The sequence below is a fragment of the Bradyrhizobium sp. CSA207 genome, assembly GCF_029051685.1.
Classification (GTDB): Bacteria; Pseudomonadota; Alphaproteobacteria; order Rhizobiales; family Xanthobacteraceae; genus Bradyrhizobium.
In genome coordinates, this window is record NZ_JAACFT010000010.1 from 168,730 (window position 1) to 185,419 (window position 16,690).

General features: G+C 58.8%; 10 protein-coding genes. 1 reads left to right on the top strand and 9 read right to left on the bottom strand.

Going from position 1 to position 16,690, the window contains the following annotated elements:
• Positions 1 to 15 precede the first annotated feature (15 nt).
• Genes GWG65_RS13685 through GWG65_RS13700 form a run of 4 tightly spaced genes read right to left on the bottom strand, consistent with a single transcriptional unit; the run spans position 16 to position 4,294 of the window.
• Positions 16 to 1,080, bottom strand: a complete 1,065-nt coding sequence (locus GWG65_RS13685; protein ID WP_275196085.1) for a Gfo/Idh/MocA family oxidoreductase — start codon at positions 1,078 to 1,080, stop codon at positions 16 to 18.
• A 36-nt stretch (positions 1,081 to 1,116) separates the two neighbouring features.
• Positions 1,117 to 2,379 (bottom strand): UDP-N-acetyl-D-mannosamine dehydrogenase, encoded by a 1,263-nt coding sequence (gene wecC / locus GWG65_RS13690; protein ID WP_275196086.1) that lies wholly within the window; start codon positions 2,377 to 2,379, stop codon positions 1,117 to 1,119.
• Positions 2,372 to 3,496, bottom strand: coding sequence for a UDP-N-acetylglucosamine 2-epimerase (non-hydrolyzing) (gene wecB / locus GWG65_RS13695; RefSeq protein ID WP_275196087.1), 1,125 nt, complete (start codon positions 3,494 to 3,496; stop codon positions 2,372 to 2,374). Before wecB ends, wecC begins: the two co-directional genes overlap by 8 nt.
• Before the next feature lie 3 nt (positions 3,497 to 3,499).
• A complete protein-coding gene (locus tag GWG65_RS13700; RefSeq protein ID WP_275196088.1) occupies positions 3,500 to 4,294 on the bottom strand; it encodes a WecB/TagA/CpsF family glycosyltransferase in 795 nt (264 codons plus the stop codon).
• Between the two features lie 190 nt (positions 4,295 to 4,484).
• Between GWG65_RS13700 and GWG65_RS13705 the strand changes: the two genes are divergently transcribed.
• Positions 4,485 to 5,372: a glycosyltransferase gene (locus GWG65_RS13705; RefSeq protein WP_275196089.1), complete on the top strand. Its 888-nt coding sequence runs from the start codon at positions 4,485 to 4,487 to the stop codon at positions 5,370 to 5,372.
• A gap of 16 nt (positions 5,373 to 5,388) precedes the next feature.
• On the opposite strand, the gene GWG65_RS13710 is transcribed toward GWG65_RS13705, so the two are convergent.
• The 5 genes from GWG65_RS13710 to GWG65_RS13730 all read right to left on the bottom strand — a co-directional run bounded on the left by GWG65_RS13710 (position 5,389) and on the right by GWG65_RS13730 (position 16,660).
• The gene (locus GWG65_RS13710) at positions 5,389 to 6,561 is read right to left on the bottom strand and encodes a hypothetical protein (protein ID WP_275196146.1); all 1,173 of its coding nucleotides are present in this window, start codon (positions 6,559 to 6,561) and stop codon (positions 5,389 to 5,391) included.
• A 24-nt stretch (positions 6,562 to 6,585) separates the two neighbouring features.
• Positions 6,586 to 7,902 (bottom strand): HlyD family type I secretion periplasmic adaptor subunit, encoded by a 1,317-nt coding sequence (locus GWG65_RS13715; RefSeq protein ID WP_275196090.1) that lies wholly within the window; start codon positions 7,900 to 7,902, stop codon positions 6,586 to 6,588.
• A gap of 107 nt (positions 7,903 to 8,009) precedes the next feature.
• Positions 8,010 to 10,223, bottom strand: a complete 2,214-nt coding sequence (locus GWG65_RS13720; RefSeq protein WP_275196091.1) for a peptidase domain-containing ABC transporter — start codon at positions 10,221 to 10,223, stop codon at positions 8,010 to 8,012.
• Positions 10,201 to 10,524 carry a hypothetical protein gene (locus GWG65_RS13725; protein WP_275196092.1) on the bottom strand — a complete coding sequence of 108 codons (324 nt, stop codon included), beginning with the start codon at positions 10,522 to 10,524 and terminating at the stop codon, positions 10,201 to 10,203. The genes GWG65_RS13720 and GWG65_RS13725 overlap by 23 nt, the downstream gene beginning before the upstream one ends.
• A gap of 10 nt (positions 10,525 to 10,534) precedes the next feature.
• Positions 10,535 to 16,660 (bottom strand): DUF4082 domain-containing protein, encoded by a 6,126-nt coding sequence (locus tag GWG65_RS13730; RefSeq protein WP_275196093.1) that lies wholly within the window; start codon positions 16,658 to 16,660, stop codon positions 10,535 to 10,537.
• Between the last annotated feature and the right edge of the window lie 30 nt (positions 16,661 to 16,690).

Genomic DNA, 16,690 nt, shown 5'->3' on the forward strand with positions numbered 1-16,690 from the left:
CGACCAAACCGCCAATTAAGCCGTGGCCCGGGCCCGCTGCGGTATCCTGCGCGGCAACTGCCTGATCGCGACTGGTTTGCCCTGTTCGGCGATTGATCGCGAAGCTGCCTCAAGCACCTCGATCACTCGCAGCCCAGACATGCCGCTGGAAATCGGCTGCCCGCCGGTGCGCACGCAGTCGACAAAATGCTCGATCTCCGTTTGCAGCGCCTCCTTGGGCGAGATGTGCGGAGCCCACATGTCGCCGGCGCGATATCCGATCCGAAATTGATGCGCATCCTCGGGAGTCGTATCGAGCGTAATTCCCTTATCATAGATCTTGACCTTTTCGGTCGGTTCGAGATCGTCATAAACGATCATCTTCTTGCTGCCGCCAATGAACGTCTGGCGTACCTTGACAGGCGATAACCAGTTGACGCTGACGTGAGCCACACATGCGTTGGCAAAGAACAATGTGATGTGGGCCATGTTTTCCGGCGAACCGACAACATGGCACGAACCCGTTGCCGAGACCGCGATCGGCTCCTCATCGAAGATATGATCGATGATCGAGATGTCGTGCACCGCCAGATCCCAGATCACATTTACGTCTTTTTGAAACAACCCGAGGCTCGAGCGCGTGCTATCGTAGTAGTAGATGTCCCCGAGCTCTCGCTTCAGCAAGAGCTCACGAATCTTCTGAACCGCTGGCGTATAGAGAAAGGTGTGGTCGACCATCAGCGTCAATCCGCGCCGGTCCGCCTCGTCGATCAAGCGGATCACTAGTTCGGCGCTCGGCGCAAGAGGCTTCTCGACCAACACGTGCTTGCCAGCCCTCAACGCCGCAATTGCCAGCTCGTAATGTGTGTGCACCGGCGTAGCGATAGCGATCGCATCAATGGAGGTATCCTTCAGCAGATCATCATAGCGAGTGGTCGTTGCTACCCCGGGGTAAACCTGCCCCATGGCGCCGAGCCTGCCTGGATCGAGGTCGCTCACGCTGACAACGCGGGCGGTGGGATTGATCGAGAAATTGCGAACGAGATTGGGGCCCCAATAGCCGTATCCCACGACCCCGATTCCCAACTGGCTATCTCGCATGCTAACCTCGATTCATTCGGGTTACGGCACTATGCCTTATGTCCGCGCCGGCATATCCTGCCATATGCCGCGCGTATCAATGACGTCGAGATGCCGGCGCTCTGATAACGGCACCATTTTGAACTCATCATGATCGACGAGAAGAATCGCGATCTCGCAGCTGCGCAGGGCCTCCTCGATGTTCACGAAAGCAACACGATAGTCGGCCAACTGAGGAGGCAGACGGCGCAAATTCGGTTCGACAACCTTGATCCGTTCGCCGTATTTGGCCGCGAGATGCGTGGCTATCTCCATGGCCGGGCTTTCACGCAAGTCGTCGACATTGGCCTTGAAGGTCAATCCACAACACGCAACGTTCGCATAGGGATGATCGTCGATCAGCGCCTCTGTGCGCTCGATGATCTTCTGCGTTTTGGCATTGTTGACTTCTCGGCTCGTTCGCATCACACGCGCGAGGTCCGGCGCAGAATCGATGATGAACCAGGGGTCGACCGCAATACAGTGGCCACCCACTCCCGGTCCCGGCCGCAATACGTTTACGCGAGGGTGGCGGTTGGCGATGTCGATCACCTCCCAGACGTTGATGTCGAACCTGTCGCAAATCAGCGAGAGTTCATTGGCAAATGCTATGTTGGTATCGCGGAAGGCATTTTCCGTCAGCTTCACCAGCTCGGCCGCGCGCGCCGTTGTGCCGACGCAAGCGCCGCGAACGAACATTTTGTAGAACCGTTGAGCACGCCGCGTGCAGGTCGGCGTAATCCCGCCGATGCACCTGTCATTGTTGATAAGCTCGGTCAAAATCCGTCCCGGCAACACGCGTTCGGGACAGTAGGCCACGTAAATCGCTCCATCCTCCTTGCCGTTGACGCCTATGTGCAGCTCTGGCCTGCGTTCAACGATCCGCTTTGCGATGGCTTCGGTGGTTCCGATGGGCGATGTCGATTCAAGAATGACAAGATTGCCCGGCGCAAGTAGGTCTACGATATTGTCGACTGCGGCATTCACGCTTGACAAGTCTGGGCGGTTCTCGTGATCGATCGGCGTCGGCACTGCGATGATGAAAACGTCGGCCGGCTGCGGCCTTTTGGACGTCGTGAGCGCGCCACTCGACACAACCTTGGAGACGAGACCGTCCAGATCGGGCTCGGCGATATGAATTTTGCCAGACGCAACGGTGTCGACGATGCGCTCATTGGTATCGATGCCAACCACCTGCAGACCTCGACTCGCGATAAGCGCTGCGGTCGGCAGACCGATATAGCCAAGTCCAACGACATTGATCTTTTGGAATTCAGGCATCGAGAAGGACCTTCACGATCCGCTCGCTCGCGTGCCCGTCACCAAACGGATTGTGCGAACGCGCCATGGCTGCATAAGTCTCGTCATCGTCGAGGAGGCGAAATGTCTCCGCAACGATCCTTTCGTAGTTCGCACCAACCAGGCGCGCCGTTCCCGCTTCTATTCCCTCGGGACGCTCGGTTGTCTCGCGCATCACCAGGACTGGCTTCCCGAAAGTGGGGGCCTCCTCCTGTACGCCGCCTGAATCTGTCAGGACCAGATAAGATAACGAGAGCAGGCTCACAAAATCCGTGTATTCCTGAGGGGAGGTAAGGACGACCCGCGGGTGGTCCGAAAACCGAGACGCAAACAGGTCGCGGACATTCGGATTCGGATGCACGGGGAGCACTACAGCAACGTCCTCCCTGCGCAGGATGGTCTCCAACGCGTTCACGATGTTAAGGACGCCGCCGCCGAAGTTTTCCCTGCGATGGCAGGTCACCAGGATGATGCGCCGATTGCCGTGTCGTTTCTTGATGCCATCCCAGCGGCACGAGAGTCCTGGATCGGATTCGACCATGGCTTTCGCGAGGATGAGAGCGTCCACCACCGTGTTTCCGGTGACGTGAATGCGGTCATCCGAGACGTTTTCAGAACGCAACGCGCGCGCCGCGCGCTCTGTTGGGGCAAAATGTTGATCGGCGATCGAGCCGACGATCTTGCGGTTCACCTCCTCGGGCCACGGCGCGAAGATGTCACCGCTGCGCAGTCCGGCCTCGATGTGCGAGACCGGTATACGATGATAATAGGATGCCAGTGCACCCGTCATCGCCGTTGCGGTGTCGCCTTGGACAATAACCCTGGTGGGCTTCAACTTTTCGAGGAGTTCGCCGATTTGTCCGAGCAGGCGGGCGGTCAGATGATCGAGAGACTGATTGGTCGTCATGACGTTCAGGTCAAAATCCGGGACCACTTTGGCCAGCTTGAGGACTTGATCAAGCAGCTGCCGGTGCTGTGCAGTCGCACAGATCGTTATGGAGATGTCTTTGCGCTTCTCGGCCTTGAGCCGGTTGATGACCGGAAAGAGCTTGATTGCTTCCGGCCGGGTTCCCAGAAGGATGAAAAAATGCTTGCGCACGCCTCACCCTCCGATCCGGCTCGGACCAGGCGGAACTGCGCCGGGCGCGCCAAACGGGTGCCGAAGCGCCTGCCTGATAAGGGCTTGCGCCAGAACGCCCGCAAACAGCGTGTTCGTCGTGGCGTATCGCCACCACATCCGCCCAGGCTCCTGATAGATGCGGTACAGCCATTCGAGGCCGAGCCTCTGAATCTGGACCGGCGCGCGCCGAACAGTGCCTGCCAGAATATCGAATGCACCACCGACACCCATGATAAAAGGTACGCCGAGATCATCGCGGTAAGCGGCGAGAAAGCGCTCCTTGCGGGGTGTCGGCATGCCGATGAAGAGACAATCGGCCCCGCTGGATTGGATGTCCCGGACGACGTCATTCTCCTGCTCGCGTTTGAAGTAGCCGTCGTGCCAGCCCGCAAAGACAAGTGAAGGATGCCTCTCGCGCGCGCCTTGCATCGCCTGCTGCAGTACAGCGGAAGTGGCTCCCAAAAAATAAGGCTTGAAGCCTTCATGCGCACATACCGCGAGCAACTCGGCGAGGAGATCCACACCCGCGACCCGCGACGTCGCCGGAAGCCCCAGTGCTCGAGCGCCCCAAACAATCCCCATGCCGTCGATGCCGACAACATCGCTGTTGGCGACATCGGCCGCGAGCACGGGATCGGATCGCATATTGACGAATTTGGCGACATTCAGCGCCACATGTTGCAACCGCCGGCGGCTGCGCATGGCCCCGCGCGCCAGTTCGATGGTTTCCGCCATTGTCAGGAGGTCGATGGGGCATCCCAGAAATGAGGCGCGCATTGGAACCTATCTCCCAGAGGATTCGACCGATTTAAGTTTGCATTTAAGATTATTATTGAGATAATACGCAAGCAATATTTAATTGCAAGATTTAAATCGAGCGAATCTCGCTGCGCCCGTAGAATATGCGAGGCGCCGTGCAAACGGGCAGGCAGCAGATCTAACATGAATTAAATAAAGGAATTAACCGATGATTTCGGTCATTATTCCCCACCTCAACCAGCCTGATGCCCTGGAAACTTGTTTGCGTAGCCTCGACGCACAGACCCTGACGCGTCAGGCATTCGAGATCATTGTGGTGGACAACGGCTCGGCAACGCCCCCAACGGACGTCGTTGCCGGTCATCCTGGCGTACAGCTTCAGCACGAACCGCATCCAGGTCCCGGCCCGGCACGAAACGCGGGCGTCGCTGCTGCCCACGGCGAGATCCTCGCCTTCATCGATGCCGATTGTAGGGCCCATCAGGATTGGCTGAGCAGCGTGATGAAATGGTCTAGTTTGTCGCCGGCTGGCACAGTTCTCGGGGGCGATGTTCGCATTTGGCAGCCGGAAAATGCGACGCTTGACGCCATTGCGGCTTACGAGAGCGTCTTTGCTTTTCGCTTCAAACTCTATATCGAGCGCCACGGTTATTCCGGCACCGGCAATATGGCGGTGTTTCGCCGCGACTTCGATCGCGTCGGCCCTTTCGCTGGCATTGATGTCGCCGAAGATATGGAGTGGGGGGAGCGTGCGCTGCGCGCCGGACTTCGATTTCGATACACCCCGGAAATGATCGTCTTCCATCCGGCCCGGGGCTCTCTCCAGGAGCTCTACGCTAAATGGGATCGACACATCGCGCACTATCGCAATATGGCGGAAGGTAAACCTATTTGGCAATTGCGCTGGATCGCGCAAGCTTTGCTCGTCCTCGCGTCACTCGCGCCAAACGCTGTGACTGTGCTCACCAGCGACCGCCTACACGGTAGCGGCATCCGCCTCAAAGCTATTGCCGTATTGTGTGCTGTCCGAGCGCACCGCGCCATGACGATGCTCTCGCACCTACGAGGCCGCCGAGCAGTCGCTTGGAATCGTTAGCGAACCGGCAATTCCGTCAGGCGCCGCCAAAGGCACAATTGTGGGTCAGCTCCGGCAAGTCGGTACGCCGGCCGAATGACCACAGGATCCAACCCAGTTCGTAGCTGCGGCACTCAAGTCGAACTTCCACGTCAGCGTCATCGATCAACCGCGCCCCGTTTCCGAGCCAGGCGTTCTTGAGTGCGCGCATGACCCGCGGCGCCTTTGTTGTCAATTCACCTTTGCGAACCTGCGATCGGAGGGTCAGGTTCAGTTCAGGCACGAGCATGACCCGGCACAGTTGGTTATGGCCAAATACCCAATTGAATCCCTTAACCAACGCGTCGCGCGATCCCCGCCGCCCAAAGCGCTCAGCCCATTCCAGCAGTGCCGGGGCCATTCCATACTGATGGACCGAATAGATTTCGTAGAAATCAATGACGCGGCCGCTCTGCGCGTCGAAGAACCAAGGCCATTCGCCTTGTGAGCCTTGAAGCGCTATCAGGTTGCGCACACAAGTATCGGCCATGACAAGCGCGGACGCATCGCCGGCGAATTCACCATATTGATAGCAGGCGATTGAGAGATAGGTCTGCGTCGCAAATGACGAGAAACGGCGCCGAAAGCCGAACGGTGCATCGAAGAACAATCCCGATTCGCTGTGAAAGCGTTCCTTCAGGAAACGATAAAGCGGCTTGGCGTAGCGCACCCACTCATTCTCGCCTGCCCTCGACTGAGCCACGACTCCCGTGAGCAGCATGCCAAGATCCTGCGCACGGAAGCTCCTCCACCCAGACTCATCCGCAAGAATGGCTCTCGTCTCGCATCTGACCGGCTCCGGTATTGGGAGGCCGAGCTCGGCGGCGGCCCATAGCGCCATACCGAAGGCGTACTTGCGTACCGGGAGCCTCGTGAGTAGCAGAGCGTTCCGACGGAATATTTCGGGCAGATCGATGCCACTTGGAATTCCAGCAACGCGCGACATCCCGAGCAGAACGTTGAGGGTATAAAATACGTCGCTGTTTGGTATCGACTCGTTTGGCGAAGAACGTCCATCAAGGTGGTAAATATGCGACCACCGGCGGTGTTCAGGTAGCCAACAACGTTCCAGCCCATTGAGCGCGTAGTTCACCAGTGGTGAATTCTGAGAGAGCTTACTCTCCGCGGTCGGCACCACGAGCTTCACCCCAAAATTCGAACTAATGATCATGGTCAATCCCCGTCCCAAGCCGGATCAGTATTCCCGAATGCTTTCATCCAATCCGCGGAGCAATGGATAGAGGAAATAGGAGATCACGGTGCGCTTGCCAGCTTTCAGTTCGGCCGTCACCGCCATACCCGGAATCAGTTGAATGCGCTCAGCCGGCAGCCGAAGGTGCGTGTCGGACAAATCGACCAGTACGCGGTAATAGGGAGCTGGCGCGCGGCGCGCACCTTCGGCCTTCGGGTCCGGCGAGAACGTGTCCTGACTGATGACGCGGACTTCCCCCGTCGCAGTTCCATATTTCTGGAAAGGAAACGCTTCGAACTTGATCCGGACCGCTTGTCCAAGCGCCACCTGACCGATATCCCGACCCTCGACATTGACCTCCGCCTGAAGAGGCACGTCACGAGGAACCAGGACAAACAGCGTTTCCGCTTCGCGAACCACCGAGCCGACTGTCCGGTTTGCGATCTCCAGCACCACGGCATCTGCCGGCGCCTGCAGGACGATCAGCTGCCGACGAAGATCGGCTTTCTTCAATTCCTCTGCTGCGCTATTGCGCTTCGGCACGGTCTCCACCAGTTCCTGGTAGGTGGTCCGACGAAACTCCTCGGCGAAGACCTTCTGGTCAGCACGGGCCTTATCCAGCCGATGCGCACTATCGACGATACTTCCACGAACGCGCGCCAAATTGCTCTCGACCTCGAGCCGTGCATCGCGAGACAATAGGAAGTTCAGCCTCGAACCGACCTCTTTGTCCATGAGCGTGGTGCGCATGGCTTCAATTGCACGCATCGTGTCGAGTCGCTGAAGGAGAACCACCTCTTCGTTCTGCGCTGTCGCAAGATTGGCTTGAGCGGAAGCGATCTGTGCGTCGTAGTTCTGGATCTGCGCTTCATAAGCGGCCCTCCTCTGCAAGAACAACTTGCCCTGCAGGATCTGGTCCGCATTCGAGAGCTCCGTGACGGAATAGTTGTTTCCATTCAATTCGGCGCCCAGGCGATCGATCGACGCATCGAATCCAGCCACTTTGCCGCGCAATTGATCGAGATCCGCCTGCGAGAAAGTCGGATCGAGCGTAGCCAGAACGTCACCGCGGTTGACGCGATCACCGGCCTTGACGTGGATCTCGCGTATGACCGACGTTTCCAACGGCTGCACGACCAAGTTTGGACGTATCGTGGTCAATTTCCCCTGCGCCGTGACGATCATCTCCACTTGCGAAACGGATGCCCAGGTGACGGCGAAGGCAATTAGCGCAAGCACGCTGTAGAGGGTAAGACGCGCCAGCCGCGGCGGCGCTTGCTGCTCGACTTCGGTTGCATCGGACTGGAATTCGGCGACCACAGGCGCTCGCCTCGGCACTGGCCTGAATAGCTTTCGCCGTCGCTCGACCGTTCTGGCGAGGACCAGACCGTCCGGCTTCGCATCCGAACGTGGTTGCCTTGTCTCCTTCATGCAATCTGCTTCATCTGTTGGTTCCACAAATGCCTGTAGATGGTACATTTCGACAAGAGGTGGTCGTGGCGATCTACGTCAACGATTCGGCCGCGGTCCATCACCAGGATCTGGCTTGCTTCACTCAGCATTGACAGCCGATGCGAGACGATGATGACGGTACGCCCTGCCGCCAAACGGCGGAGATTGCGCTTGATGATCATTTCGCTTTCGGAATCGAGGGCACTCGTCGCTTCATCGAAAATCACGATCCGTGGATTGACGATCAGAGCCCTCGCAATCGCGAGCCGCTGCTTCTGCCCGCCGGACAGGTTCGAGGCATCTTCCTCGAGCATGGTGTCGAAGCCACGGGGCAACCGCTCGATGAACTCGTCGGCGCCTGCGAGCTGCGCCGCAGCGACGACCTCGGCAAAGGTCGCGTCCCGTTTCACGCAGGCGATATTGTCGCGGACCGTCCCCTTAAACAAAAAATTATCCTGCAAGACGATTCCGAGGTTTCGGCGCAGATGTGCCAGGTCGAGCTCCCTCGAATCGTATCCGTCGATACGAAGCAGCCCCTGCTGCACCGGATACATGCCCGAAATCAGCCTTGTGAGCGTCGTCTTGCCGGAGCCGCTCCGGCCCACGATCCCGAAGATCGAACCCGGTTCGACGGCGAAGGAGACATCATCAAGCGCCGGCGCCCCCTCAGCTCCGTAGCGAAAAGAGACACTCTCGAACTCGATTTTGCCAGCGAGATCGGGCCGCAGCCCATCCTTCTTGCCATCACGCTCAGGCTTCTGATTCATCACCTCGCCGAGCATTTTCACGGCAAGAGCAACTTCCTGGTATTCATGCACCATGGTCACGAGCTGGACCAGTGGTCCGGAGACCCTGCCGGCCAACATGTTAAAGGCGACCAGTGCGCCGATTGTCATTTCTCCAGCGAAGACATCGAGGGCTCCGACAGCGATGATCCCAAGCGTCATGATCTTCTCGAGAAATCCGGTCAGCGCCTGGGCGCCGGCGGAAATCTTCTCGACACCGAATCGCATGGTCACCGACTGTGCACAGCGGCTATCCCAAGTTCTGCCCTGCACGGGCTCCATCCCCAGCGACTTCACCGTGCGCATACCGTGAACTGTTTCGACGAGGAGAGCCTGCCGCGCACCTTCCGCCTGGTAGAGATCGTAAAGGCGTCGCCGGAAAGGGCCCATGAGCAGGCCGACAACAGCGCCGCTCGCGGCAGTGAAGGCCAGAACCATAAGCGTCAACTTGACGCTGTAGAGCGCAAGTACCGGCAGGAAGACGAATAGCGAAAGCGCGTCGAGGGTGGTTAAGAATAGTCGCCCGGTCAGAAACTCACGGATCCGCGCCGCTTGCTGCATGTGCTTGACCAAGACCCCCGCTGCCATGTGCTCGAAGAAGGTGACCGGCAGCCCGAGGAGATGACCGAACGTCTTTGTAGCAACCCGAATGTCGACCTTATTGGTCGCATAAAGCAGCAGGTAGCGCCGCAGAAAGCCGAATATCGCGTCAAAGACGAGTGCTGCGGCCGCCCCTGCCGCGAGTACGTAGAGCGTGGTGAAGCTCTCGTGAACCAGAACTTTGTCGATGACGAGCTGGAAAAAGATCGGGATGACGAGGCCCAACGCGTAGAGCAGGATGGCGGCAATCGCGACGTCCCTAAACAGTCGCCATTGAAGGAGCAATTCCGGTACGAACCACCGGAGGCCGAAACTCCTTCGACCATCCTGTGTCAACTGCCCGCGCTTGATCAGGATGGTTTCACCGGCCCATTGGGCACAGAATCGATCCCGGTCGACGACCAAGACCTCGTCCTTGCGGTCGGCGAGCGGGTCGAAGACGCTGACGATCTCAGTGCCCTCGGCTCCCACGCCTGCACCAAGGACAACGATCCAGTTGCCATTGGCGAGCCGAGTCAGCGCCGGATAGGCTTCTCCGAGACGGATCAGCGCACCCCACTCCATTTTCGTGCTTCTCGCGCGCAAACCTGCATCCTTGGCCATGCGCAACAGGAAATCCAAGGAGGGCGGAGCGGCTACGGCATAGGCGTGCTTCAGACGCTCGACCGGCAGGTCGATGCCGTGATAACCGGCAATCTTGGACAGGCATTCCAATGCCGTCCGCGTCGCCAATCCAGGCGGGTCCACAACCCGGCCCTTCGCGCCACCAGCGGCGTCGATTTCACCGGAAGTTCGAAGAGACATTATGAGACCGTGGCGTGCTGGGCGCGAGCGCATCGCGTACGACCGACGCACCATTGTGCGACTCAGCTGGCTGATTTCGCCGGACTACGCCCGCGTCGACCAACCCCTGAAGCGCCTTCTGCATCACATCGACCGAATTGGCGAAGGATTCGACCGACAAGATCAGCCGCTGAGAAAACACGCGTTTCGGGACATTGTTGGCGTCACGCTCCGTTGGTGAAAGGCTGACCAGATCGATGCGGACAATGGTTCCACTCACGGTAATTTCTTCGATTCCGTCGGTATAGAGTTCGGCGTGCATTTTACGTCTCCTATGCAGCTAGCTGCGGCCTAAAAACTACGTCAACGCCATAGCTCGTTGCGTTGTAGGTGTTGGTCGGAAATAGGCTACCCGTCCCGTAGGCAAACACACCGTTGCCGCCGATCGATGCGGAGGACGGGGCCATCAGCGGCCCGTTGGTAATTGCGTTGGCCAGCAGGCCCGGGTCGGCCGCATAATTCCCGGCGGTGTGATAGGAGGCGACGTAGGTGGTTCCCGGCATGATCGTCACGGGCGTGGCGAAATTGACCTGCTGCCAGCCGTCGGCCGTTTCGTTGGTAAAGGTCGCTGCTGCCAGCAAAGTCCCGCTGCTGCTCCAAAGATCCGCAACGTGGGTGCCCGTGTTGGATGGCCCCTTGTAGAAGCGAAGGCCGACAACATCGCCTGGGATAGACGCCTGGAACTTGATGCCCAGTTCCACTGACTTTGGATCATTGGCCGCCACAATGCTGGGCTCCTGACTTGCGCTGAACAGGCGCACCGTCGTCGAAGACGCAGCGTTCACATTGAGAGCGACGGATGCACTGGCGATCCCGCCATGGCCGTCGGAGATGCCATAGTTGAAGGACGCCGGTCCCGTGTAGCCGGCCGTCGGAGTGAAGGTCACGCTATTGCTTTGGGCGTTGAAGCTGGCGACGCCATTCACACCGCCGCTCGCGCCCGTGATCGTGAGCGTATTGCCGTCGGGATCGGTGTCGTTGGCAAGCAGTGCGGAGCCCGGAATCCCGAAGGGGACGTTCTGCGTGGCGTAGAAGCCGCTGTCGTTCGCAGCGACTGGTGATTGGTTGGCGCCGCCACTCGAGCTGTTGAACACGACATCCACCCAGTAGTTGCTTGCGTTATAGGCACTGGTCGGGAACAGATTGCTTGTTCCGTAGGTGTAGACGCCGTTGATGTTCGCGGGAGCCGTGAGCGGACCGTTGGTGCGAGCGGTGGTGAAATAGCTAGTGCTGGAGGCATAATGGCCGTTGCTGTGAAAGCTCGCGACGTAGGTGGTGCCAGCCGCGATCGACACGGGATTGCTGAACGTGACGGTTTGCCAGCCGCTGCTGCTCTCGTTTGTGAAAGTCGCGGTCGCCAGTAGCGTGCCGGTACTGCTCCACAACGAGCCCGTATGGGTACCGGGATCATTTGCGCTCTTGTAGTATTTGATGCCGGTAATCGTGCCTGCGACGGACGACGCGAATTGCACTCCGAGGTTGACTTGGGAGGTATCCGAGCCGGACGGCACTGCCGGAGTATCCGAACTCGAGAACAAGCTCACCGTTGAAGGAACTGCCGACACTGCGATATCGAACGTCTCACTGCCAGTGAGGTTACCGAGATCAGCAGCAGCGACCCTGACGCTGAGCGTGCCAAGGTCCGAAGACGTTGGCGTCCCGCTAAAGCTGCGGGTCGACGCAATGAACGCCAGCCATGCGGGAAGCGCTGAACCGTCAGCGGCGGTTGCGGTGTAGGTGAGCGAGTCGCCGGAATCGACGTCCGTGAAAGTGCCTGCGGGCAGCGTTAGCGAGAACGCGGAGCCAACGCTCGCACTCTGGCTGCCGGTCTGAATCGCCAGCACCGGCGCGTCGTTGGCACCATGAATGGTGACAGTGAGCGCGGCCGACGACGGGACGCCCACAGAGTCCCGCATCGTATAGCTAAAGACATCTGTCAACGTATTAGTCGACAGCCGCAAGGCCTGCACAGCTGCATCGTTCTCGTTCACCGCGTAAGTGAAGGCCCCCGAGGCGTCGAGCATCAAGGTGCCGTGCGCGCCCGCGAGAGCTGAACCGGGTGTGCCATTGGTCGAGCCGAAGCTGACTGCGGTGACAGTCTTGGTGTCACCGGGGTCGGGATCGGTATCGTTGGTCAGTACGTTGCCGGTGGCCGCCGTGCCGCCCGTGCCGTTGTTTACGCCACCCTTCTCGGTCGCATCAGCGGTATCCGCGACCGCGGTTGGCGGCGTATTTGTGGCCGAGGAGGATCCGTTGAAGACGACATCGACCCAGTAGTTGGAGGATTTGAAGGTACTCGTCGGGAACGCGCTTCCGGATCCGTAGCTGTAGACTCCGTTGGCGCCAGCCGGAGCCGTTAACTGGCCGTTGATAAGCGATGTCGCGAAATAGTTCTGGGTACCGGAATAATTACCGTTGGTGTGATAGGACGCGATGTAGGTGGTGTCTGCCGTAATGGCCACGGGATTGGAGAAATTGACCTGCTGCCAGCCGCTGGCTGTCTCGTTCGTGAATGTAGCAGTTGCAAGCAGGGCTCCGGTCGAGCTCCAGAGATCCGCAATATGGGGGCCGGTATTCAACGATCCCTTGTAGAAGCGCAGGCCGGTTATTGTCCCGTTCACGGATGCGGTAAACTTGACTCCGACTTCGACGGGGCTGGTATCGCCGGAATTGGCGACGTTTGGCGCATCGCTGGTGCCGAACAGGCTCTGCGCGGAGACCGGATAGTTGACCTTGAGCGACACCTGGCCGGACCCGGTTTGGCCGCTTGTGTCCGTGATCGTGTAGGTAAAACTCGCCGCCCCGGCATAGCCATTGGTGGGGGTAAAGGTCACGGTCTGGTTCTGCGAATTGTAGCTTACGCTGCCATTGGCCGGGTTACCGACGCTCGTAATCGAGAAAGCCAGCCCGGACGGATTGGTGTCGTTCGCGAGCAGCGTTGATGCCTGAATGTTCAGCACGCCATTTTGGCTAACCGTGAAGCCGCTGTCTTCGTGAGCTTGCGGCGACGTCGTGCCTGAATCGGTGAAAACGACGTCCACCCAGTAATTCGCGGCGTCGATATAGGAAGCGTTGCCGGGGAAGACCGGGCTGCTGCCATAGGCATAGACGCCATTGAGGCTGCTACCAGGCGCGGTGAGCGCACCCTTCGTAAGGCCCCCATAGTTGATGAAGTAGTAGTCGGTTGAGGAATAGTGGCCGGTGTTCGTGTGATAGGAGGCGACATACGTGACGCCGGCCTGCACATTGACAGGCGTCGCGAAATCAACCTGCTGCCAGCCGCTCGCGGCTTCGTTGCTAAAGGTGGCGCTCGCAAGCAGCGTGCCGTTCGTGGTCCAGAGGTCACCGATGTGGGTGCCGGTGTTCTCAGGCCCTTTGTAGAAACGAATACCGGTGATCTTTCCCGATGCGGCTGGGACGAATTTGAGGCCAAGCTCAACCGAGCCGGAATCGCCGTTTGAGATCACCGCAGGCGTATCGGTCGTACTGAAGAGTGTCAGGTTGGAAGACGGCGTGACCGTGTAGGTAGTGCCCGCACCGGGTGTTTCCAAGTTCAGGCTGTCGTCGACCGCCCTGGTCTTGAGATTATATGTCCCCTGAGCGCCTGCGACGAACGTATATGACCATGTCACGTTCGCCGCGCCGACGTTGCTGTTGGCTGGATGCCAGGTTGTTCCACCATTCGTGGAGATTTCGACGCCGGCAATCTTTCCACCCGCGTCAGTGGCCGTCCCCGTCACTGTGATCGATTGCCCCTCGACAACGCTGGCAGCCGAGAGGTTGGTGATGCCAGAGGTCGGCGCCGTACCGTCTGTCGACTGCGACGCGGCCACTAAGCTCGCTTGCAGCGTCGCCGGTTGAACCCCCATGTCCGCGAAAAGGTTCACCATCGCCTGCTGTACATTCGGGTCTACCGGAGTCGCCGGCCCGTCGTGGTCGCTAGCAAGCGCCCACGGCCAGTTGATTGAACCGGCCGAGAATATCAGTGCGCCACTAACGGGATCCCGATGCACCACGAGATTGTGGGTCGCCGTGCCTGCTCCGAAAGTATTGCCATAATCAAGCAGATACTTTCCGTCCACCTGCACTGTTGAAGATGAGACACTGATCAACCCAGCTGGTCGGAATCCGTTGTCCGGTGCCGTGTCCCATTCAACGCCTAATAGGCCAGGCACGAGCGAGGCGGTCTGCCCGGGTGACGTTTGCCCGACAGCTGTATTACGCCAGAAGCGCAACTGGGTCATTGGGTAGGGTATCGTGATCGTATCGTACCGAAATGCGTTGACCGCGAACAATGTACCGGTCAACTCATTCGACGGAAGAGGCGTCGATCCGAACCGCGGGTCGGAGTAATTGCCGGTCGCCTGTCCTGTTGGATCAAGCAACGCATTTGCGTGCGTATCCTTGTAGCTAATGAGTGTGCGGTTGGCTGATCCGCTGCCATTGATGCTGGGCGCCAACCTTGTTTTCCAAAAGATCTCGTTGCCTGTGAGAAACGCAAGGTTCACGCCAGCGTGCGCTGCGGCCTCTACGTTGGCGCGCTGAGCTTCGGTCCAGTACTCGTCATGCCCCGCGTCCATGAAGACTTTGTGATTGAGCAACAACGAGCCGTTTGTCGCAGCATCGATTCCAGAAATGTAAGAGACATCGTACCCGTTCTGCTCGAGCCACTGAATGGCCGCAAACTCAGCCGTGAACGGGGAGTCTCCCCCCTCGGAAAAGGTTCCGGTGCCGTCACGCGTTACGAGGGGGCGATTGTAACTGACCGCGTAGGCTGATCCGTTGATGCCCGGGCCGTTCCCGAAATAAAGGTTGGCCCCTCCCCAACCGTTGTAGGCTTGCCAGTCCTCATCACTTGTCTGCAGGACGATGTCGCTGTGTGAAGCTTCGTTCTTTATGATGAACGGGATCTGGAAAATCTGGGTGCCGTTGATGACGCTGGCGATGTAGACGCCCGAGACCGCATCGGTTGGCACGCTCCAGGAGTCGGTCACGCTCCAGTTGCCGGCATCTACGAGGCCAGTCGACGGGTCACTTAATGGAGCGGGTTGGACGACCGCAGCTCCGGCCTGATGCTGCAGGCTCGTAACCAGCCTGGCACCATTGCCACCGTAATAACCTAGTCGGTAGACATCGACGCGGTAGTTCGGGTTGCCGGTCAGGTTGTTGATCTTGAACTGGACCGTCCCGCCGACATTGGCGCTGATTGCTGTCGCAAACCCTTGGGTCAGCGTCGAATTGTCTCCCGGCTGGATCTGCCAGACACTTTTCGGTGTACCCGGCTTCTGGTTTTCCAGTACGATGGGATTCGTGGGTGGATCGGAGACAATGGTGCCTCCCTGCCCATCGCTCTTGAAATTCCAATTCGAGTCCATCCCCGAGAACAGCAAGGTGACATTGGCCGCACCATTGCTGAAATCGACGACGCTGATATTCGAGCTATTGTCGTAGTGGACAGTCGCCGACATCGACGATGTGAAGGGTAGATCCTTCAGGTCGATGAGGTTCTCTGGCGAAAGCGGCGTCCCCGGCGACGAACCTGCGATCAACCCGTGGAACTTGGCCGACTGATCGAGGACAAGCGTGCCACTTCCCGTGTCGAACGACACGGTTGTGCCGGAGAACGATCCATTCAAGAACTGCCCGGAAACCGAACCTCCGATCTCCAGGATGGCCTTGTCTGAAATCTCGAAAGATCCTGTGCCGCTGATGTCGCCCTTAAAGTCCCCTGTGGCAATGCGATCGCCCAGGAACGCCCCAGCTTCGACAGTCCCATTGTTCAACACATCGCCTTCGACGATAAATGGCGACCCGGCACCGAACGAAAGCATCGCGCCTGCATCAACGACCAGGCTCATGATATCAACACTGGCGCTGCTAGTGACGACGTATGCTCCCGCCGCATCGAGGAACGCAGAGTCAATGATGCCCGGGACGCCGGCGCTCCAGTTCGTAGCGACATTCCAGACTCCGCCCCTCGAATTGGTCCAGTGAGTGGTGCCCGAGGTCGAAACCGATGATGATGATGAAGTCGGCGGCGTCCCTTCGCTTGCCGCAGATGGGAATGTCGGGACCAAGCCCTGATAGCGGCTCGTCAAAGACGTCGAAGACAGCAGAGCAGACAATCGCGACTGGAAAGATGCGGAGAAGACGCGGGGCGTAACGCCGCGCAAGTCTGGCGGATCGCCCGCGCCGGCCCGAGACGACTGCGGGAAGAAAGTGGGGTCACCTGCTGGCGGATTAGCAAACGGCGGAACCCACCGGCCGACCGGATCGGAGCCATCGAACGCATTCCAGAACGACGCTTCTGGCCAAAAAACATCAGATGCAGGAATATCTTCCCCTGGAAAAACGGCCCGGGCTCCCCGACTGAAGACGCTCGCCTTTTGAACCAGCATGGATATACCGATTAAATAAACTAGCTTTAT